Annotated in this window: 18 protein-coding genes; 16 read left to right on the top strand and 2 right to left on the bottom strand. The window is 60.6% G+C overall.

The window, feature by feature from the left end; genetic code table 11:
- The first annotated feature begins 1 nt into the window (after position 1).
- From sucD to AC1DF8_RS07935, 9 genes are all read left to right on the top strand, one after another.
- On the top strand, positions 2-904 hold the full coding sequence (gene sucD / locus AC1DF8_RS07975; protein WP_477995636.1) for a succinate--CoA ligase subunit alpha: 903 nt from the start codon (positions 2-4) through the stop codon (positions 902-904).
- 167 nt (positions 905-1,071) lie between these two features.
- The gene (locus AC1DF8_RS07970) at positions 1,072-4,056 is read left to right on the top strand and encodes a 2-oxoglutarate dehydrogenase E1 component (protein ID WP_112545609.1); all 2,985 of its coding nucleotides are present in this window, start codon (positions 1,072-1,074) and stop codon (positions 4,054-4,056) included.
- 18 nt (positions 4,057-4,074) lie between these two features.
- Positions 4,075-4,392 (top strand): YciI family protein, encoded by a 318-nt coding sequence (locus AC1DF8_RS07965; RefSeq protein ID WP_112545608.1) that lies wholly within the window; start codon positions 4,075-4,077, stop codon positions 4,390-4,392.
- 31 nt (positions 4,393-4,423) lie between these two features.
- Positions 4,424-5,674 (top strand): 2-oxoglutarate dehydrogenase complex dihydrolipoyllysine-residue succinyltransferase, encoded by a 1,251-nt coding sequence (gene odhB, locus AC1DF8_RS07960; RefSeq protein ID WP_183889121.1) that lies wholly within the window; start codon positions 4,424-4,426, stop codon positions 5,672-5,674.
- A 15-nt stretch (positions 5,675-5,689) separates the two neighbouring features.
- Complete coding sequence (locus tag AC1DF8_RS07955) at positions 5,690-6,430, top strand: DUF4241 domain-containing protein (protein WP_477995633.1); 741 nt, start codon at positions 5,690-5,692, stop codon at positions 6,428-6,430.
- 14 nt (positions 6,431-6,444) lie between these two features.
- Entirely contained in the window at positions 6,445-6,957 is a 513-nt protein-coding gene (locus tag AC1DF8_RS07950; protein WP_477995632.1) for a hypothetical protein, read from the top strand.
- Positions 6,954-7,706: an SDR family oxidoreductase gene (locus tag AC1DF8_RS07945; RefSeq protein ID WP_477995630.1), complete on the top strand. Its 753-nt coding sequence runs from the start codon at positions 6,954-6,956 to the stop codon at positions 7,704-7,706. Before AC1DF8_RS07950 ends, AC1DF8_RS07945 begins: the two co-directional genes overlap by 4 nt.
- A 125-nt stretch (positions 7,707-7,831) precedes the next feature.
- Positions 7,832-9,235 carry a dihydrolipoyl dehydrogenase gene (gene lpdA / locus AC1DF8_RS07940; protein ID WP_477995628.1) on the top strand — a complete coding sequence of 468 codons (1,404 nt, stop codon included), beginning with the start codon at positions 7,832-7,834 and terminating at the stop codon, positions 9,233-9,235.
- A gap of 102 nt (positions 9,236-9,337) precedes the next feature.
- Positions 9,338-9,838: a cytochrome b/b6 domain-containing protein gene (locus AC1DF8_RS07935; RefSeq protein WP_113144886.1), complete on the top strand. Its 501-nt coding sequence runs from the start codon at positions 9,338-9,340 to the stop codon at positions 9,836-9,838.
- Between the two features lie 6 nt (positions 9,839-9,844).
- On the opposite strand, the gene AC1DF8_RS07930 is transcribed toward AC1DF8_RS07935, so the two are convergent.
- Positions 9,845-10,921, bottom strand: a complete 1,077-nt coding sequence (locus AC1DF8_RS07930) for a TraB/GumN family protein (protein ID WP_477995626.1) — start codon at positions 10,919-10,921, stop codon at positions 9,845-9,847.
- An 87-nt stretch (positions 10,922-11,008) separates the two neighbouring features.
- Entirely contained in the window at positions 11,009-11,944 is a 936-nt protein-coding gene (locus tag AC1DF8_RS07925) for a tyrosine recombinase XerC (RefSeq protein WP_113206178.1), read from the bottom strand.
- 143 nt (positions 11,945-12,087) lie between these two features.
- On the opposite strand from AC1DF8_RS07925, the gene AC1DF8_RS07920 reads away from it, so the two are divergent.
- From AC1DF8_RS07920 to AC1DF8_RS07890, 7 genes are all read left to right on the top strand, one after another.
- The gene (locus AC1DF8_RS07920; RefSeq protein ID WP_113013279.1) at positions 12,088-13,032 is read left to right on the top strand and encodes a GNAT family N-acetyltransferase; all 945 of its coding nucleotides are present in this window, start codon (positions 12,088-12,090) and stop codon (positions 13,030-13,032) included.
- 25 nt (positions 13,033-13,057) lie between these two features.
- Positions 13,058-14,203, top strand: a complete 1,146-nt coding sequence (locus AC1DF8_RS07915; RefSeq protein ID WP_477995623.1) for an AAA family ATPase — start codon at positions 13,058-13,060, stop codon at positions 14,201-14,203.
- Between the two features lie 54 nt (positions 14,204-14,257).
- The gene (locus AC1DF8_RS07910) at positions 14,258-16,474 is read left to right on the top strand and encodes a primosomal protein N' (protein ID WP_477995622.1); all 2,217 of its coding nucleotides are present in this window, start codon (positions 14,258-14,260) and stop codon (positions 16,472-16,474) included.
- A 78-nt stretch (positions 16,475-16,552) separates the two neighbouring features.
- Entirely contained in the window at positions 16,553-16,942 is a 390-nt protein-coding gene (locus AC1DF8_RS07905; protein WP_112970837.1) for an AGROH133_08824 family phage infection protein, read from the top strand.
- Between the two features lie 255 nt (positions 16,943-17,197).
- Positions 17,198-17,764: a F0F1 ATP synthase subunit delta gene (locus AC1DF8_RS07900; RefSeq protein ID WP_113013275.1), complete on the top strand. Its 567-nt coding sequence runs from the start codon at positions 17,198-17,200 to the stop codon at positions 17,762-17,764.
- Positions 17,764-19,293: a F0F1 ATP synthase subunit alpha gene (atpA, locus tag AC1DF8_RS07895; protein WP_112545595.1), complete on the top strand. Its 1,530-nt coding sequence runs from the start codon at positions 17,764-17,766 to the stop codon at positions 19,291-19,293. The genes AC1DF8_RS07900 and atpA overlap by 1 nt, the downstream gene beginning before the upstream one ends.
- A 27-nt stretch (positions 19,294-19,320) precedes the next feature.
- A complete protein-coding gene (locus AC1DF8_RS07890; protein ID WP_112545594.1) occupies positions 19,321-20,205 on the top strand; it encodes a F0F1 ATP synthase subunit gamma in 885 nt (294 codons plus the stop codon).

Here is a 20,205-nt window from a genome sequence, read left to right as displayed (position 1 = left end):
CATGTCCATTCTCGTCAACAAAGACACCAAGGTTCTGGTTCAGGGCCTCACCGGCAAGACCGGCACGTTCCACACCGAACAGGCGCTCGCTTACTACGGTACGCAGATGGTCGGTGGTATTCACCCGAAGAAGGGTGGCGAAACCTGGACCGGCTCCAAGGGCGAAAGCCTGCCGATCTTCGCAACTGTTGCCGAGGGCAAGGAAAAGACCGGCGCCAAGGCGTCCGTCATCTATGTTCCGCCGGCAGGTGCCGCCGATGCGATCATTGAAGCGATCGACGCCGAGATCCCGTTCATCACCTGCATCACCGAAGGCATCCCGGTCATGGACATGGTTCGCGTCAAGGCCCGCCTCGACCGTTCCAAGTCGCGCCTGCTCGGACCGAACTGCCCGGGCATCCTGACGCCGGAAGAATGCAAGATCGGAATCATGCCGGGCTCGATCTTCCGCAAGGGTTCTGTTGGTATCGTTTCCCGCTCGGGAACGCTGACCTACGAAGCCGTCTTCCAGACTTCCAATGAAGGTCTCGGCCAGACGACGGCTGTCGGCATCGGCGGCGACCCGGTCAAGGGCACCGAATTCATCGACGTGCTCGAAATGTTCCTGGCCGACGAAGCCACGACCTCGATCATCATGATCGGCGAAATCGGCGGCTCGGCCGAAGAAGACGCGGCACAGTTCCTCAAGGACGAAGCCAAGAAGGGCCGCAAGAAGCCGATGGCCGGCTTCATCGCAGGCCGTACCGCGCCGAAGGGCCGCACCATGGGCCATGCCGGTGCTGTGGTTTCCGGCGGCAAGGGCGACGCGGAATCGAAGATCGCGGCAATGGAATCGGCAGGCATCAAGGTGTCGCCATCTCCGGCTCGCCTCGGCAAGACGCTGGTTGAAGTCCTCAAGGGCTAATCCAACTTATATACCCCGGGCGGAGGAGCGGCATCCCGGCCTCCGCCCGGCTCTTCATTTCAAAGCGGATGCGCCGCGGACAGGCGGCAATCGGAATGCGGCAGCCGGCGATGAAGCCGGCAAATTCATCTAAGTCAGGAGGCGGGCGGAAGCGTCCGCGTAACACCATGGCACGGCAAGAAGCCAACGAGCAATTTCAGATCACCTCGTTTTTGGATGGCGCCAACGCTGCCTATATCGAGCAGCTCTACGCCCGTTATGAAGACGATCCCAACTCGGTAGACGACCAGTGGCGGTCTTTCTTCAAGGCGCTTGAAGAAGACCCCGCTGATGTGAAGAAGGCGGCCAAGGGCGCTTCCTGGCGCAAGAAGAACTGGCCGCTGCAGGCAAGCGGCGATCTGGTCTCGGCGCTGGATGGCGACTGGGGCATCGTCGAAAAGGTCATCGAGACCAAGGTCAAGGCGAAGGCCGAAGCCGCTGGCCAGCCGGCAAATGCAGCCGATGTGCTGCAGGCGACGCGCGATTCCGTCCGCGCCATCATGATGATCCGCGCCTATCGCATGCGTGGCCACCTGCATGCCAAGCTTGATCCGCTCGGCATCGCCGCCCCGGTGGATGATTATCACGAGCTTGCGCCTGAAAATTACGGTTTCACGGCTGCAGACTACGATCGCAAGATCTTTATCGACAACGTGCTCGGTCTCGAATACGCGACCATTCGCGAGATGATCGAGATTCTCGAGCGCACCTATTGCTCGACGCTCGGCGTCGAATTCATGCATATCTCCAATCCGGAAGAAAAGGCATGGATTCAGGAACGTATCGAAGGTCCGGATAAGGGCGTTGCCTTCTCGGCCGAAGGCAAGAAGGCGATCCTCGCCAAGCTCGTCGAAGCCGAAGGCTACGAACAATTCCTCGACGTCAAGTTCAAGGGCACCAAGCGCTTCGGCCTCGACGGCGGTGAATCGCTGATCCCGGCGCTCGAACAGATCCTGAAGCGCGGCGGCCATCTCGGCCTCAAGGAAGCCGTATTCGGCATGGCCCATCGCGGTCGTCTGAACGTGCTCTCCCAGGTCATGGGCAAGCCGCACCGCGCCATTTTCCACGAATTCAAGGGCGGCTCCTACGCGCCTGACGAAGTCGAAGGTTCTGGCGACGTGAAGTACCATCTCGGCGCTTCCTCCGACCGCGAATTCGATGGCAACAAGGTGCACGTCTCACTGACGGCAAACCCGTCGCATCTCGAAATCGTCGACCCTGTCGTCATGGGCAAGGCCCGCGCCAAGCAGGACATGAGCGCTACGGTATGGGACGGCGATATCATCCCGCTGTCCGAGCGCGCCAAGGTTCTGCCGCTCCTGATACACGGCGACGCGGCCTTTGCCGGCCAGGGCGTCATTGCCGAAATCCTCGGTCTTTCCGGTCTTCGCGGCCACCGCGTTGCCGGTACGATGCACGTCATCATCAACAACCAGATCGGCTTCACGACGAACCCGGCCTTCTCGCGCTCGTCGCCCTATCCGTCCGACGTTGCCAAGATGATCGAGGCGCCGATCCTGCACGTCAACGGCGACGATCCGGAAGCCGTCGTCTACGCAGCCAAGATCGCGACCGAATTCCGCATGAAGTTCCACAAGCCTGTGGTGCTCGACTTGTTCTGCTATCGCCGCTACGGCCACAACGAAGGCGATGAGCCGTCGTTCACGCAGCCGAAGATGTACAAGGTCATTCGCGGCCACAAGACGGTTCTGCAGCTCTATGCTGATCGCCTCGTCCGCGAAGGCCTGCTTACGGACGGCGAAGTCGAAAAGATGAAGGCCGACTGGCGCGCGCATCTCGAGCAGGAATTCGAGGCCGGCCAGCACTACAAGCCGAACAAGGCCGACTGGCTGGACGGCGAGTGGTCGGGCCTGCGCACGGCAGACAATGCCGACGAACAGCGCCGCGGCAAGACCGCCGTGCCGATGAAAACGCTCAAGGATATCGGCCGCAAGCTGTCGGAAATTCCTGATGGCTTCAACGCGCACCGCACGATCCAGCGCTTCATGGAAAACCGCGCCAACATGATCCAGAGCGGCGAAGGCCTCGACTGGGCGATGGCGGAAGCACTTGCTTTCGGCTCGCTCGTCGTCGAAGGCCATAAGATCCGCCTCTCCGGTCAGGATTGCGAACGCGGCACCTTCTCGCAGCGCCATTCGGTTCTCTACGATCAGGAAACTGAAGAACGCTACATCCCGCTGGCAAACTTGTCGCCGACGCAGGCCCGTTACGAAGTCATCAACTCGATGCTTTCGGAAGAAGCCGTTCTCGGCTTCGAATACGGCTATTCGCTCGCTCGTCCGAATGCGCTGACACTCTGGGAAGCCCAGTTCGGCGACTTCGCCAACGGTGCGCAGGTCGTGTTCGACCAGTTCATCTCGTCCGGCGAACGCAAGTGGCTGCGCATGTCGGGTCTCGTCTGCCTGCTGCCGCACGGCTATGAAGGTCAGGGTCCGGAACATTCGTCGGCCCGTCTGGAGCGCTATCTTCAGCTTTGCGCTGAAGACAACATGCAGGTCGCCAACGTCACGACGCCGGCGAACTACTTCCACATCCTGCGCCGGCAGCTGAAGCGCGACTTCCGCAAGCCGCTGATCCTGATGACGCCGAAGTCGCTGCTGCGCCACAAGCGCGCGGTCTCGACGCTTGCCGAAATGGCCGGTGAATCCTCCTTCCACCGTCTCCTGTGGGACGATGCCGAGGTCATCAAGGACGGCCCGATCAAGCTGCAGAAGGACGCCAAGATCCGTCGCGTCGTCATCTGCACCGGCAAGGTCTATTACGACCTTCTGGAAGAGCGTGAAAAGCGCGGCATCGACGACATCTACCTGCTGCGCATCGAACAGCTCTATCCGTTCCCGGCCAAGGCGCTCATCAACGAGCTGTCCCGCTTCCGGAACGCGGAAATGGTCTGGTGCCAGGAAGAGCCGAAGAACATGGGCGCCTGGTCGTTCATCGACCCGTATCTGGAATGGGTTCTTGCTCATATCGATGCGAAGTATCAGCGCGTTCGCTACACCGGCCGCCCGGCCGCCGCTTCGCCGGCAACGGGCCTGATGTCCAAGCACCTGTCGCAGCTCGCAGCATTCCTCGAGGATGCGCTGGGCGGCTAACAAAAAAGGGGAAGCGCGATGGCATATTTCTTCATGAAACTTGTGCCGCCGCGCTCCACGTTCCCGCACGACGGGACCGGGGAGGAGATGGCGGCGATGAAGCGCCATGCCGAATATTGGCACCAGAACGCTCTTGCGGGATCGGCGATTGCCGTCGGCCCCGTCTTCGCGGGCGAAGGGGCATTCGGCATCGCGGTCGTCGAGGCTGCGGACCAGGCGGCGGCACAGGCGCTTGCCGATGCCGACCCGATCGTCTCTTCCGACCTCGGTTTCCGTTTCGATGTCTCGCCAATGCCCTCAATCATTCTCCGGCCGCAAGCCGGGACCGCTATCTAACACGATAACAAGCACAATCAGGATTTGAACAATGGCCACAGAAATCCGCGTTCCAACACTCGGTGAATCCGTCAGCGAGGCAACCGTCGGCACCTGGTTCAAGAAGGTCGGCGACGCCGTCAAGGCTGACGAGCCCATTCTCGAGCTTGAAACCGACAAGGTGACCATCGAAGTTCCGGCGCCGGCATCCGGCACGCTCTCGGAAATCGTCGCCCAGGCCGGCGAGACGGTTGGTCTCGGCGCGCTTCTCGGCCAGATCGCCGAAGGTGCGGCCGCCGCCGCTGCGCCCGCTGCCGCCGCCCCGGCTGCAGCACCTGCAGCTCCGGCCCCGACGCCGGCTGCTCCGGCAGCAGCTGCCGCTGCTCCCGCCGCGTCGGTATCGTCCATGCCGCCGGCTCCGGCTGCGGCAAAGATGCTCGCAGAAAACAATCTGTCGGCAGAGCAGGTCGATGGCAGCGGCAAGCGCGGTCAGGTTCTGAAGGGTGATGTCATCGCTGCCGTCGCCAAGGCTGCCGCCACTCCGGCCGCTGCTGCTCCGGCGGCACCCGTTGCCGCGCGCGGCCCGTCGACGGTCGAAGATGCTGCCCGCGAAGAGCGCGTGAAGATGACGCGCCTGCGCCAGACGATCGCCAAGCGCCTGAAGGATGCACAGAACACGGCTGCCATGCTGACCACCTATAACGAGGTGGACATGAAGGCCGTCATGGACCTGCGCAACAAGTACAAGGATGTCTTCGAGAAGAAGCACGGCGTGAAGCTCGGCTTCATGGGCTTCTTCACCAAGGCCGTGACGCATGCCCTGAAGGAACTGCCGGCCGTCAATGCCGAAATCGACGGCACCGACATCATCTACAAGAACTACTGCCACGTCGGCATGGCCGTCGGCACGGACAAGGGCCTCGTCGTCCCGGTTATCCGCGACGCCGACCAGATGTCGATTGCCGAAGTCGAGAAGGAACTTGGCCGTCTCGCCAAGGCAGCTCGTGACGGTTCGCTCTCGATGGCCGAAATGCAGGGCGGCACCTTCACCATCACCAATGGTGGCGTTTACGGTTCGCTGATGTCCTCGCCGATCCTCAATGCACCACAGTCGGGCATTCTCGGGATGCACAAGATCCAGGAACGTCCGGTCGCCATCGGCGGTCAGGTCGTCATCCGCCCGATGATGTATCTGGCGCTCTCCTACGATCACCGCATCGTTGACGGCAAGGAAGCCGTGACCTTCCTCGTGCGCGTCAAGGAAAGCCTGGAAGATCCGGAACGTCTGGTTCTGGACCTCTAAGCGGAGCGATCTGCCATGCGAGACCGGATCATGCGAGCGGCAGGCGCAGCATTCTGTGCCATGGTTGCCTTCATGCCGGTCTCGGCTCTCGCTTTCGACGTGAACAAGGCGAGCAGCAATTTCGACCTCGTGTCGCTTAGCGATGCGGAGCTTTCCGCACGCTCTCTCAAGACGGTTGATATGGGCAATGTCGAGCTCACGTCCGGCCATATCGTCGCCGCTGATCCGCTGGCGCAGCCGGACCGGCCGGCCTTCGCAAGAACGGTTCCTGCAGGCGACTATCCGGTGCGGCTCTATGAGGCTTTCGGGCGTGTTGCCGCCGCCAGCATGCGTTTCGGCGAAGGCAAGCCCGATCATTGGGAGCTTGCGACCGTTCCCGGTCAGGATATCGCGACGCTCAAGGATGACGAGATCTTCGGCTACCCCGTCGATGCAGGCCTCGGCAGCTACATGGATGCCGATACACTCGATCTGATCGGGGAGCGCGAGCAACAGGTGCAGACCCAGAAGCCCGATTCCGACGCGAATTACTATAACGACGTGCTCGCCCCGGAGCTTGATGCCAACAAGGGTGTCTATGCCCTGCACCGACCGGTAGCCGGAAAGAAGGGCAATGTCGCGATCTTCTGGAGCGGCTCGGGCGACGGCTTCTATCCGGTGTTCTGGGGTATGGACAAGGAAGAGCATCCACTGGTGCTGCTGACGGATTTCCAGGTCATCGAAAACGCCGACGGGCGCAGAAAGCCGAACTTATAATGAGTGGGGAGCACATGGCGACGAAACGGAAAGGTCTGGCAGCGATCGTCATCGCCGCACTGTCCTGCGCGCCAGTTTCCGCCACCGCTGCCGAGTGCAAGCAGGCCAGCGCGATCTATGGAGATCGTGATGGTGCCTATGAACTGCGCTTTTCGCCCATTACCTCCGAGGCCATGACCTCGACCCATCAGTTCAAGCTCAGCGCCTTGAAGAGCCCGGTCGTCATGAATGGCTATGTCATGTCTTCCGACGATCCGGAGCGGACCATGGGCATGGTGATGTTCAACTGCCCGGATGGCGATGTCACCGGTGCCGATCTCGATGCCTGCATGGTCTGGCAGGGCTTCGTTTATCGCGCAAGCGCCAATGGCGGGCTCGATAATCTTCAATCCGGCGACAGCCCGGCGGCGGAGAAGATCGTCTTTCCCGGCCTCGGCCCGGCGATACGCCAGTCTTCGGCTTGGGGTGACGGCAAGGCAAAGGTCGCGCCGTGGGATGTTCTCGATTTCAAGGGATGTGCACAATGACTGATGGTCCCGTTCTGCTCGTGACCGGCGGCAGCCGCGGCATCGGTGCAGCCGCTTGCCTGGTTGCTGCCCGCCATGGCTGGCGTGTTGCGGTGAACTACGCCTCGAACGAGGATGCGGCAAATGCCGTCGTTTCAGAGATCAAGAAGGCCGGCGGCGACGCGATCGCGATCAGGGGTGATGTCGGCAATGCCGCCGATATCGTCTCGATGTTCGAGGTGGTCGACAAGCATTTTGGGCGACTGGACGGGCTGGTGAACAATGCCGGCATCGTCGACTACACCGCGCGTGTCGATGAAATGTCGGCCGATCGTCTCGAACGGATGATGCGGATCAATGTAACCGGCTCCATCCTTTGTGCCGGTGAGGCGGTGAGGCGCATGTCCTCCAGGCATGGCAGGCAGGGCGGCGTGATCGTCAATATCTCCTCGATGGCGGCTGTCATTGGCGGGTCCACACAGTATGTCGACTATGCCGCCTCCAAGGCAGCTATCGACACCTTCACGATCGGACTTTCCAGGGAAGTCGCGGCCGAAGGCATCAGAGTGAATGCGATCCGCCCCGGCATCATCGAGACGGATATCCATGCCTCCGGCGGGCAGCCGGACAGGCCCAAAGACATGGCTTCATCGATCCCGATGAAGCGAGCCGGAGAGGCGGAAGAGGTGGCCGATGCAATCGTCTACCTGCTGTCGCCGTCGGCATCCTACATAACAGGCGCGATCCTCAATGTGAGCGGCGGGCGCTAAAGCACGTCGCGCAAAAGTGCGCAGCGGTTTTGCGGTAACGACATGCGACAACAAGAGCTTAAAGCGCGGCAAGCGAATCTGAAAGATCGCGACACGCTTTAATCAATAACGTAAAGGGAAAAGCAATGTCCTATGATGTGATTGTTATTGGAACCGGCCCCGGCGGCTATGTCGCGGCAATCAAGGCCGCGCAGCTCGGCCTCAAGGTCGCAGTCGTGGAAAAGCGCGCGACCTATGGCGGCACCTGCCTGAATGTCGGCTGCATTCCATCCAAGGCATTGCTGCACGCTTCGGAAATGTTCCACGCAACACATCACATGGAAGAGCTCGGCATCGAAGTCGCTGCTCCGAAGCTCAATCTCGACAAGATGCTGGCGCACAAGGATGCGACCGTGAAGTCCAACGTCGACGGTGTTGCTTTCCTCTTCAAGAAGAACAAGATCGATGCGTTCCATGGCACCGGCAAGATCGTCTCCGCTGGCAAGGTTTCCGTGACCGCCGAAGACGGCTCAGTTCAGCAGATCGAGGGCAAGAACATCGTCATCGCCACCGGGTCCGACGTCTCCGGCATTCCGGGCGTGAAGGTCGATCTCGATGAGAAAATCATCGTATCCTCCACCGGCGCCATTGCGCTGGAAAAAGTGCCTGAAACGATGATCGTCGTCGGGGGCGGTGTCATCGGTCTCGAGCTCGGTTCGGTCTGGTCGCGCCTTGGCGCAAAGGTGACCGTCATTGAATTTCTCGACAAGATCCTCGGCGCGATGGATGCCGATGTCTCCAAGCAGTTCCAGCGCATGCTCGGAAAGCAGGGTATCGATATCAAGCTGAGCTCCAAGGTGACCGGTGTCGAAAAGGCTGAAAAGGGCGCCAAGGTGACGTTTGAGCCGGTCGCAGGTGGTGCGGCCCAGACGCTCGAAGCCGACGTCGTGCTGATCTCGACCGGCCGCATTCCCTACACGGCGGGCCTTGGTCTGGAAGAAGCCGGCGTCAAGCTCGACAATCGCGGCCGCGTCGAAATCGACGGCCACTTCAAGACTAATGTCGAGGGTATCTACGCCATCGGTGACGTTGTGAAGGGACCGATGCTGGCGCACAAGGCCGAAGACGAAGGTGTGGCGCTTGCCGAAATCCTCGCCGGCCAGCACGGCCACGTTAATTACGACGTCATTCCGAGCGTCGTCTATACGCAGCCGGAAGTCGCTTCCGTCGGCAAGACCGAGGAAGAGCTGAAGGCCGCCGGTATCGCCTACAAGGTTGGCAAGTTCCCGTTTACGGCAAACGGCCGTGCCCGTGCGATGCTGGCAACCGATGGTTTCGTGAAGATCCTGTCGGACAAGGAAACCGACCGCGTCCTCGGCGGCCATATCGTTGGCTTCGGTGCCGGCGAGATGATCCACGAGATTGCCGTGCTGATGGAATTCGGCGGTTCAGCCGAAGACCTCGGCCGCACCTGCCATGCGCATCCGACCATGTCTGAGGCCGTGAAGGAAGCAGCACTCGCCGCCTTCTTCAAGCCGATCCATATGTAAGATTAAATATCAGCAATCATTCATAATGCCGCTTGCCTTCGGGCGGGCGGCATTTTCATTTGGTAGGCAAGATCTGCCGACTATTTGATGAGAGACAAGAAAATGGGTGATCGTGTCGTTGTCGGTTACAGCCTCTCCCAACGGTTCCTCCACTGGGTGACCGTACTCCTGGTCCTCTTCAATCTTCTATTTCCTGACGGCATGAATACGTGGCGGCGGCTTGTCCGCCACGGCGGCACGCCGTCACCGGAACAGATCGCTTCAGCCAACATCCATGCCTATGTCGGTATCGCGATACTGATCGTGACGATCCTCAGGCTCGCCCTGCGCTTCGTGCAGGGTGTACCGCCTAAAGCTGCAGAGGAGCCGGCGATCTTTCGGCTCGCTGCGCGGCTGGTTCATGCGAGCCTCTATCTGTTGTTGCTCGCTCTGCCTGCTTCAGGCATTGCGGCCTATTATTTTGGTGTCGAGGCACTGGGCTCACTGCATGCTGACGTCCTGAAGCTCGTTCTCTGGATCGTCATCGTCACGCATGTCTTCGGCGCGCTGGTCCATCAGTTTTACTGGAAGACTGATGTATTGCGGCGAATGACTGCCGGCTAAAGGCGGTCAGTTAACCGCGGTGACGGTGAAGCCCTGCTGGCGCAGCAATTCGATGACGCCTTCCTTGCCCGGCAGGTGAAGGGCGCCGACGGCCATGAAGACGTTGCCGTTGGCGAGGATCGGTACGGCACGTTCGGCCATCACCTTGTTGCGGTCGAGGATGATGCGTTGCTCGAAGGCGGCATAATCGCTGTCTTCTTCGCTGCCTTCGGGCGTGACGGTCTTCAGCATGGGCATGGTCATGCCGATATCGCCGGAGAGATAGATGTCGGTCATGGTCTCCACAACATCATTCATCTTGGCTCCGAGTTCCAGGGTTTCGATCAGCGACTTCAGATGAAACTCGGTCGGCAGCTCGGCCATGGCCTGCAACTGTTCGGCCAGGGTTTCGAGCCCCTTGACCTGTTTACCCTCCGCGGCCGCATCGGCCGCGATCTTCTGGTCGAGAAACTGCACGCCCTTGGCCTTGCGGGCCATCTCACAGGCGGGAAGTGCGACGGCGCTTGCGATCATCCAGGGACGCATGCGCGAAACGGCCGAGAGCGGGATGCCGCGCTGCTTCAGTCCGTCCTCGAGGCGGGTATAGTCTTCGGGCGAAAGAAGCTTTTCGATAGTCGTGCCGTCCGTGAACATCATCAGGTCCGGCCTCATCAGAAGCGATGCAGTGGCCTTCTTCTCGTCGAGGATTTCGTCGGATTCAATGACGATCGTGTCGGCGCCATCATGGGCTTCCTGCGCGCGGGGCGGCAGGTTCAGGACGCGTGGATCGGTCACGTGCATGGTCCCGAGCAGCCAGGAGGGCTTAAGACCGGGCTTCTCGATCTTCCAGAAAATACCTTTGCCGTTCGGCGTGGCATCTGCCTCTTTCACCGCCTCGGCATAGCGGGCCGGCTCGTTCTGCCGCAGCTCGCTGAGAAGGTCCTTTCCGCCGCAGCTGTCTTCAGCGGCATCGGCCGGCGTGACCGAGAAGATGACTGCAAGCAATGCGGCGGCCAGCAGCATGTGAAAGGCGGCGATCAGCCAGAGCAGGATATTGCCCGACTGCGCGACATGGAAAGTGCGGTGGCCGATGGATATCGTCATGATGGTAATCCGGTCACATGTGCTTCAAGCCTGATGCTCTACGCCGGGCTTGCGCATATTCCTTTAAGAGACAGCGTTAACGAAGGCTTATGCGCGTGGATGCGCCCTATCATATACCTCCAGGAGCCTTGACGCATCGACGCCGGTATAGACCTGTGTGGTGGAAAGACTGGCATGGCCGAGCAATTCCTGGATGGTACGCAGATCGCCGCCACCGGCCAGCAGATGTGTGGCAAAGGAGTGGCGCAGCGCATGCGGGGTGGCAGTCTCGGGCAGGCCAAAGGCGCCGCGCAGCTTCTGCATGGCACGCTGAATAATCGCTGGCTGCAGTTTGCCGCCGCGGGAACCACGAAAGAGCGGCTCGCCTTCGTCAAGATGAATGGGGCAGAGCTGCCGGTATTTAGCGACAGCTTCAAAGACGACGGGCAGCAGCGGCACGAGGCGCGTTTTGTTGCCTTTACCGGTGATGCGCAGCGTGGTGGTGCCGGTCCTGACATCGGCGGGCGTCAGGTCGAGCGCTTCAGAAATGCGCAGGCCGCAGCCGTAAAGCAACGTCATGACGGCGGCGTCGCGCGCGGCAATCCATGGCTCGTCATGGAGCTGCGATTCATTGCTGACCGCGGTGATGGCCTGTTTGTCCGACAGGGGCTTCGGGAGAGATTTCGGTTGCTTCGGTGACCGCACGGCGCTCGCCCCTGCTGCATTGACGAGACCCTTCTTTTCAAGGTGACGCAGGAAAGAGCGAATGCCGGCGAGATTGCGAGCCACGGAACGGGCACCGGAACCTTCCTTGCGGCGGGCGGCCAGAAAGGCGCGGAAGTCTGCCGGGCGCAGCGCCTCGACGTCGCGCAGAGTCGTGGGGCCGCCGAGGTGACCGGTCATGAAGGTCAGGAACTGGCGTGTGTCGCGCTCATAAGCATCGAGCGTATGTCCGGAAAGACGGCGTTCGCGGGCCAGGTTTTCGAGCCAGGCACTGCGTTCCGTCATCAGGTGCGGATCGGCGATGATCAGGAGTTCATTCATGGCCAGGGCTCTTGAATTTGATTTCCATAATGCCAATTCTGGAACAGTGGCGTTATGGAATTGCTAATGCTTGCCAAACCCTTGTCATGTATCGATCATAATTCGCTGAGATAGCTTACAGCTCCTATAAGACAGGAATTTTTATGGCACGGCGCGACTCCATGACGGCTTTCGGACAGCTTGCGGAAGCGATCGCCCTGGTCTCACACGGAAAACCCGGCCATATCGTCGATACGCTGATTGCCGAGCGTGGACAGAAGATCGTCCGGCATCCGCTCTGGCCGGTCCTCCGGCCGTTTCTCTACACGCTGCTGCGCTATAACAGGGCGATCGAATTCGCCAGCGACGTTGCCAATATGCCGGGCTTTCAGTCGTTCGAATATATGAGCAACCTGCTGAAGCTCGACATCAACGTCACCAATGGCGAGCGCATTCCGGCGTCCGGCGGTTTCATCCTCGTCAGCAACCATCCGACCGGTATTGCCGATGGCGTGGCTGTCTTCGATCTCCTGAAGACGCGCCGGCCGGATATGATGTTCTTTGCCAATCGTGATGCGGTGCGCGTCAATCCGCGCTTTGCGGAAATAATCATTCCGGTCGAGTGGCGCGAGGAATTCAAGAGCAAGCTTAAGACACGCGAGACGCTGCAGTTGACCAACCATGCTGTGAAGGAAGGCAAGGCGACGGTGCTGTTTCCTTCCGGCCGCATCGCCTACTGGGCGAATGGAAGGCTGAACGAGCGGCCGTGGAAAACCTCTGCTGTCGGTCTCGCCCGCAAATACGGCCTGCCGATTCTTCCCGTTCATGTGACGGCGCGCAATTCCGGTCTGTTCTACTGGTTTGCCAAATGGTCGACCGAGTTGCGCGATATGACCGTCTTCCACGAGCTTCTGAACAAGAAGGGCGATCGCTTCGATTTCGTCATCGGCAATCTCATTCCTGCCGAACAGCTTGACGGCGACCTGACCGAGGTGACGAAGGCGCTGGAAAAGCTCACGGTCCACGATATGGCGGCTGATGGGAATGCGCAGTTCGTGCCCGTCTCCGCTCAGCCGTTGCGAGAGCCCGTTGCCGCCCATTCTTTTTAGCGTTGCTTTGCGCTAAAGCGAAGACATGCGTCTTCGCTCCATGTTTGCCAAGAATTACCGGTCGCTGCGCTCGATCCGCATGGATCTGGCGGACACCACGCTGTTCCTCGGCGAAAACGGCGCCGGCAAGTCCAATCTCTATCGAGCGCTGCAGCTCGTACAGGCGGCGGTTCGCGGGCGGCTGGGCTACGAACTAGCGGCAGAGGGCGGGATGTTATCGGCCCTCTGGTCAGGATCACGCCGCACGTCCGATGGGCCTGCTCGAATCCGTCTCGAGGTCGAGATCGTCGACGAGGAGCGCGCCGTCACATTCCGATATCATGTCGAGGCAGGGCTGCGTCCGCCGGCGGCGGCCGGATTCGCGCTGGAGCCGCAGATCAAAGCCGAAGAACTGTCCGTCGAAACCGGTCGACGCGCAGTGACGATGATGAGACGTGCCGGTCCTGGCATCTCCGTCCGCGACGCTGCAGGACGGATGCAGGATTATCCGGACGAAGCCCTGACCTCTGAAACCGCGATCGCGCTCCTTGGGGATGCCGGCCATTTCCCCGAGGTTGCCGCCTTCCGCCGCATTGTCAACAACTGGCGCTTCTTCCACGGTTTTCGTACCGACAGGGCGTCTCCGCTTCGCCACCCCTGTCTCCCGGTCACCAGCCCGATTCTGGATGAGGACGGATCCAATCTCGCCGCCGTCTTTGCAACGCTTGCACATATCCGGCAGGATACGGTCGAGCTTGACCGTATCCTGGCATCTGCGCTCGGTGGGGCGAGGCTTGTCGTGTCGGAACCGGGCGAGACGGCCGAGTTCGGGTTGATGCTTCCGGATTTTCCGCACCGCGTCTTCCATCCGCGCGAGCTGTCCGATGGCCAGATCCGCTTCCTCGGCCTTGCGGCCGCATTGCTCTCTTATCGTCTGCCGGCGCTCATCGCCCTGAACGAGCCGGAGGCGAGCCTGCATCCCGATATGCTCGTGCCGCTTGCCGATATGATCGCCGAAGCGTCGAAAAGCACTCAGGTCTGGATTGTCACCCATTCGGTGCAACTGGCCGAGGCCGTGCGCGAACGCTGCGGCGTTCGCCCGCGAAAGGTTATCCGCGAGAATGGCGCCACCTGGATTGAAGGCATGCGGCTGACGGGAGCGATCGCCGGTGAAGACGATGATGACGAATAAGCCTCATTGTCGGCGGGTTCCATTTTTCGGCCGTTGCGGGCATGGTCTGCCGCGATGAGCACAGATTCGTCCGATCTCTTTGGCGCGCTTTTCGAGGCCTCGCCCGTGAACCGCACGGTTCCGGTACTGGTGCCGATGCCGGCGCCAAGGCCCTATTCCTACTCGGTGCCCGATGGCATGGCGGTCGAGCCCGGCTCGGTCGTGCAGGTGCCGCTTGGCCCGCGCCAGGTGATCGGCGTCGTTTGGGATGGCGGTGAAGACGGCGTCGATCCGAAGAAGCTCCGACCCATCACCCATGTCTTCGATTGCCCGCCACTCAACAAGGAGATGCGGGATTTCATCGACTGGGTGGCCGCCTATACGCTTTCGCCGCCGGGACTTGTGGCGCGCATGGCGCTGAGGGCGCCGAATGCCTTCGAGCCGGAGCCGATGGTGGAAGGATTGCGCTTCGTCGGCGGCGAGCCGGAGCGGATGACGTCAGCGCGCGCCCGCGTGCTCGATACCGCTGCGGACGGGCTATCCTGGACACGCATCGGCCTTGCGCATGCTGCCGGTGTATCCACCAGCGTCGTCGATGGACTGATTGCGCAGGGCATTTTCGAGACCATCTTCCTGCCGCCGCCACCTGTCGTTGCCACCCCCGATCCGGATTTTATCGGCTCCCGCCTCGAGGGGCCGCAGAAGGAGGCGGCCAACGAAATCCTGGACGAAGTGCGCAAGGGGGAATTTGCGGTATCGCTGATCGATGGCGTAACGGGTTCCGGAAAGACGGAAGTCTATTTCGAAGCGATTGCGGAGACGCTGAGGCGGGGCAAACAGGTGCTGATCCTGCTGCCGGAAATCGCGCTTACTGCCAGCTTTCTCGAACGTTTCCAGGATCGGTTCGGTGCGAAACCGGCCGAGTGGCATTCCGATCTTGCACCGCGTATGCGTGAAAAGGTCTGGCGGCAGGCGGTGACAGGCGAGGTGCGGGTCGTGGCCGGTGCGCGCTCGGCGCTGTTTCTGCCTTTCGAGGATCTCGGCCTCATCATCGTCGATGAAGAGCACGATCCTGCCTACAAGCAGGAAGACCGCGTCTATTACAATGCGCGAGACATGGCGGTCGTGCGGGCGCGGATCGGCGATTTTCCACTGGTACTCGTTTCGGCGACGCCCTCGGTCGAAAGCCAGGTCAACGGCCAGAGCGGACGCTACAGCACGATCCATCTGCCGACGCGTTTCGGCGATGCCGCACTGCCCGACCTGCATCTTGTCGACATGCGGCGCCATGCGCCGGAGCGCGGCGGATTCCTGTCGCCGGTTCTGATCCGGGCGATCGGCAAGACGGTGGAGAAGGGCGAGCAGGCGCTGCTCTTTCTCAATCGCCGCGGTTATGCGCCGCTGACGCTCTGCCGTGTCTGCGGCCATCGTTTCCAGTGCCCGCAATGTTCGAGCTGGCTGGTGGAGCACCGGTTCCGTCGGCAGCTTCAATGCCATCAGTGCGGTTATTCCGAACCGACACCCGAAGCCTGCCCGGAATGCGGAACGCTCGACCATCTCGTCGCCTGTGGTCCCGGCGTGGAACGTATCGCTGAAGAAGTAGAACGACATTTTCCGGATGCGCGCACCATCGTGCTCTCGTCCGACATCATGGGCGGGGTGAAACGGCTGAGGCTGGAACTCGACGCCATCGCCAAGGGCGAGGCGGATATCGTCATCGGCACGCAGCTTGTTGCAAAGGGCCATAACTTTCCGCTGATGACACTGGTTGGCATCGTCGATTCGGATCTTGGCCTCGCCAACGGCGATCCGCGTGCTGCGGAGCGGACTTTCCAGCTTCTTTCGCAGGTCACTGGACGCGCCGGGCGAACCGGCCTCAAGAGCCATGGGCTGCTTCAGACCTATCAGCCGCAACATCCGGTCATGCAGGCCATCGTCTCCGGCGACGCGCGAGCCTTTTACGAACGCGAGATCAGCGAGCGCGAGCGCGCAATCCTTCCGCCCTTCGGCAGGCTCGCCTCCATCATCGTTTCAGCCGATACGCGGCACGATGCGGAAAACCATGCGCGCGGCATGCGCAATGCCGCGCCGCAGGTTGCGGGCATTTCCGTTCTCGGCCCAGCAGAGGCGCCGTTGGCGCTGGTGCGCGGACGCCATCGTTTCCGGCTGCTGATCCATGGGCGCCGGAACTCGGACATGCAGGCCTATCTGCGGGCAATGCTGTCGCAATCACCGAAGGAGCGAGGTTCGATTCAGGTGCAGCTTGACATCGATCCACAGAGCTTCCTGTAGATCGTTACAGTCTCAGCGTTTCCGGATGCCGTCGATCATGGCATAAACGCCGAATCAACTGGCGATTAGGGGCGCGGCATGGAATTCTACTTCCCGACGGAATTTAGCGAACAGCTTGCCTTTGGTGCCGCGGCTTTCACTGCACTTGCCGGCTTCGTCATCATGTTCGCGCCCGGTCTTGCCATGCGGGCTTTCGGGCTCGCACCGCGCGGCGAACGGCGCGAGGGCTTCGGCGAGATGCGGTCTATGGGCGGCCTCTATCTCGGCCTCGGCGTTGCCGCAATCATGCTGGCGCAGGACTGGACCTATCTGGCGCTCGGAGCGGCCTTCGCAATGGCGGCTTTCGCGCGCATTATTTCCATCCTGTCAGATAAGGGGAGCACGCTCCTCAACTATTTACTTCTGGTTGTGCAGGCGGCCGTGGCCGCATTGCCGTTGCTACACGTATTCGGCTTCCTGCAGGGCTGATCCAAAGCCGAAATTATAGCGTTTCGCGGGCCACTTCAGGACGTTTCAGTAATTTTGCTGACAGAAAATCATGCGAAACACGTATTCGGGCGTTACGCGTGTTGCGAGTCCCGATATCCTATGTTAGACGGACCCCGAATTTCGGAAGAAGCAAGAGGCTTCTCTTGCGATTTCTGGGGGAAATCAAAACGAATTCAAGATCATAGACTCGGCGCCCGTCGGAAGTCGGATTTTGAATTGAAATCAGGGAAATTTGTGCCCGTGGCAGACACGTCCCAGCTTACTTCTGGTGTTGCCGAGCGCTATGCCTCGTCGCTTTTCGAGCTGGCGCTCGAAGAAGGCGCGGTCGATAGCGTTACCGCTGATCTCGACCGTTTCCAGGTTATGCTGGACGAAAGCGAAGACCTGAAGCGCTTTGTGCTGAGCCCGGTCTTTTCCGCAGAAGATCAGCTCAAGGCGATCGTCGCTCTTAGCGAAAAAGCTGGCATCTCGGGCTTCTTTGCCAATTTCCTGAAGGTCGTGGCGCGTAACCGCCGCCTGTTTGCCCTGCCGGGCATGATCAAGGCCTTCCGCATCATTGCTGCCAACCAGCGTGGCGAAATTTCTGCCGAAGTCACTTCGGCCCATGCTCTCTCGGCAGAGCAGGAAAATGAATTGAAGGCGGCGCTCAAGGGCGTCACCGGCAAAGACGTGGCGATTGCTGTCACGGTTGATCCGTCAATTCTTGGTGGTCTGATCGTCAAGGTCGGGTCCCGTCAGATTGACACGTCTCTTCGTACCAAACTCTCTACCCTTAAGCTTGCATTGAAAGAGGTCGGCTGATGGATATCCGCGCTGCGGAAATTTCCGCAATTCTTAAAGACCAGATCAAGAACTTCGGCAAAGAGGCAGAAGTCTCGGAAGTCGGTCAGGTTCTCTCCGTTGGTGACGGCATCGCTCGCGTTTACGGCCTGGACAATGTTCAGGCTGGTGAAATGGTCGAGTTCCCCGGCGGCATCCGCGGCATGGCGCTCAACCTTGAATCCGACAATGTCGGTGTCGTTATTTTCGGCGCCGACCGCGACATCAAGGAAGGCGACACCGTCAAGCGCACTGGCGCGATCGTTGACGTTCCGGTCGGTCCGGAACTGCTCGGCCGTGTTGTCGACGCTCTCGGCAACCCGATCGACGGCAAGGGCCCGATCAATGCGACCCGCCGTTCGCGCGTCGACATCAAGGCTCCGGGCATCATTCCGCGCAAGTCGGTTCATGAGCCGATGTCGACCGGCCTCAAGGCCATCGACGCCCTCATCCCGGTTGGCCGCGGCCAGCGCGAACTCGTCATCGGCGACCGCCAGACCGGCAAGACCGCGATCCTGCTCGATGCCTTCCTCAACCAGAAGGCCATTCACGAGAGCGGTCCGGAAGGTGAGAAGCTTTACTGCGTTTACGTGGCCATCGGTCAGAAGCGTTCGACCGTCGCGCAGTTCGTCAAGGTGCTCGAAGAGCGCGGCGCGCTGAAGTATTCGATCATCGTTGCCGCGACGGCTTCCGATCCGGCTCCGATGCAGTATCTGGCACCGTTTGCCGGCTGCGCCATGGGCGAATATTTCCGTGACAACGGCATGCACGCGCTGATCGGTTACGACGACCTGTCCAAGCAGGCCGTTTCCTACCGCCAGATGTCGCTGCTGCTGCGCCGCCCGCCGGGCCGCGAAGCCTATCCGGGCGACGTTTTCTACCTGCACTCGCGTCTGCTCGAGCGCGCTGCGAAGATGAACGACGACCAGGGCGCCGGCTCGCTGACCGCTCTTCCTGTCATCGAGACGCAGGGTAACGACGTTTCGGCCTTCATTCCGACCAATGTGATCTCGATCACCGACGGCCAGATCTTCCTTGAAACCGACCTCTTCTATCAGGGTATCCGTCCGGCCGTTAACGTCGGTCTGTCGGTTTCCCGCGTCGGTTCCTCGGCTCAGATCAAGGCCATGAAGCAGGTTGCCGGCTCGATCAAGGGTGAACTCGCCCAGTATCGTGAAATGGCTGCCTTCGCCCAGTTCGGTTCGGACCTTGACGCTGCTACGCAGCGTCTGCTGAACCGCGGCGCACGCCTGACCGAACTCCTGAAGCAGCCGCAGTTCTCGCCGCTGAAGACGGAAGAGCAGGTCGCCGTGATCTTCGCGGGCGTCAACGGTTACCTCGACAAGCTGCCGGTCGCTCAGGTCGGCAAGTTCGAACAGGGCCTGTTGTCCTATCTGCGTTCGGAAGGCTCTGCCATCCTCGATGCGATCCGCACGGAAAAGGCTATCAGCGACGCGACGAAGGGCAAGCTCACTGCTGCTCTCGACAGCTTCGCCAAGTCTTTCCAGTAACGGGCCCTAGGTTAGGACGGATAACGGATGCCTTCACTTAAGGATCTGAAAAACCGGATCGCCTCCGTCAAGGCGACGCAGAAGATCACCAAGGCGATGAAAATGGTCGCCGCGGCGAAGCTTCGGCGTGCGCAGGAGGCGGCCGAGGCCGCCCGGCCTTACTCGCAGCGTATGAATGCGGTCCTGGCGAATATTGCCAAGGCCGTTACCGATGCGGACGGTGCCCCGGTTCTGATGACCGGCACCGGCAAGGACCAGGTGCATCTGCTCGTCGTCTGCACGGCCGAACGCGGCCTGTGCGGGGGCTTCAATTCGCAGATTGCGCGCTTTGCTCGCGATCACGTTCGCAAGCTGGTCGCCGAAGGCAAGACGGTGAAGATTCTCACCGTCGGCAAGAAGGGCTATGACATCCTGCGTCGCGAATTCGCGTCGTTGATCGTCGAGCGCAAGGAACTGCGCGAAGTCAAGAAGATCGGTTTCGAGAATGCCGACCAGATCGGCAAGCGCATCATCGAGATGTTCGAAGCCGGCGAGTTTGACGTCTGCACGCTGTTCTACTCCGAGTTCAAGTCGGTCATCAGCCAGGTTCCGACCGCACAGCAGCTCATCCCGGCCAAGGCTCCGGAAGCCGTTGCCGTAGATGAAGAGCATGCTGGTGCCGTTTATGAATACGAGCCGGATCCGGCGTCGATCCTCGACGAGCTGATCCCGCGCAACATCTCGGTCCAAATCTTCCGCGCTCTCCTCGAGAACGTCGCGGGTGAAATGGGCGCCAAGATGAGCGCGATGGACAATGCGACGCGCAATGCTGGTGAGATGATCAACAAGCTGACGTTGAGCTACAACCGTCAGCGTCAGGCTCAGATCACCAAGGAACTGATTGAAATCATTTCGGGCGCGGAAGCGCTCTGA

The organism is Rhizobium sp. 05N49 (genome assembly GCF_056396805.1).
This window is presented reverse-complemented; position numbering and strand designations above follow the sequence as displayed.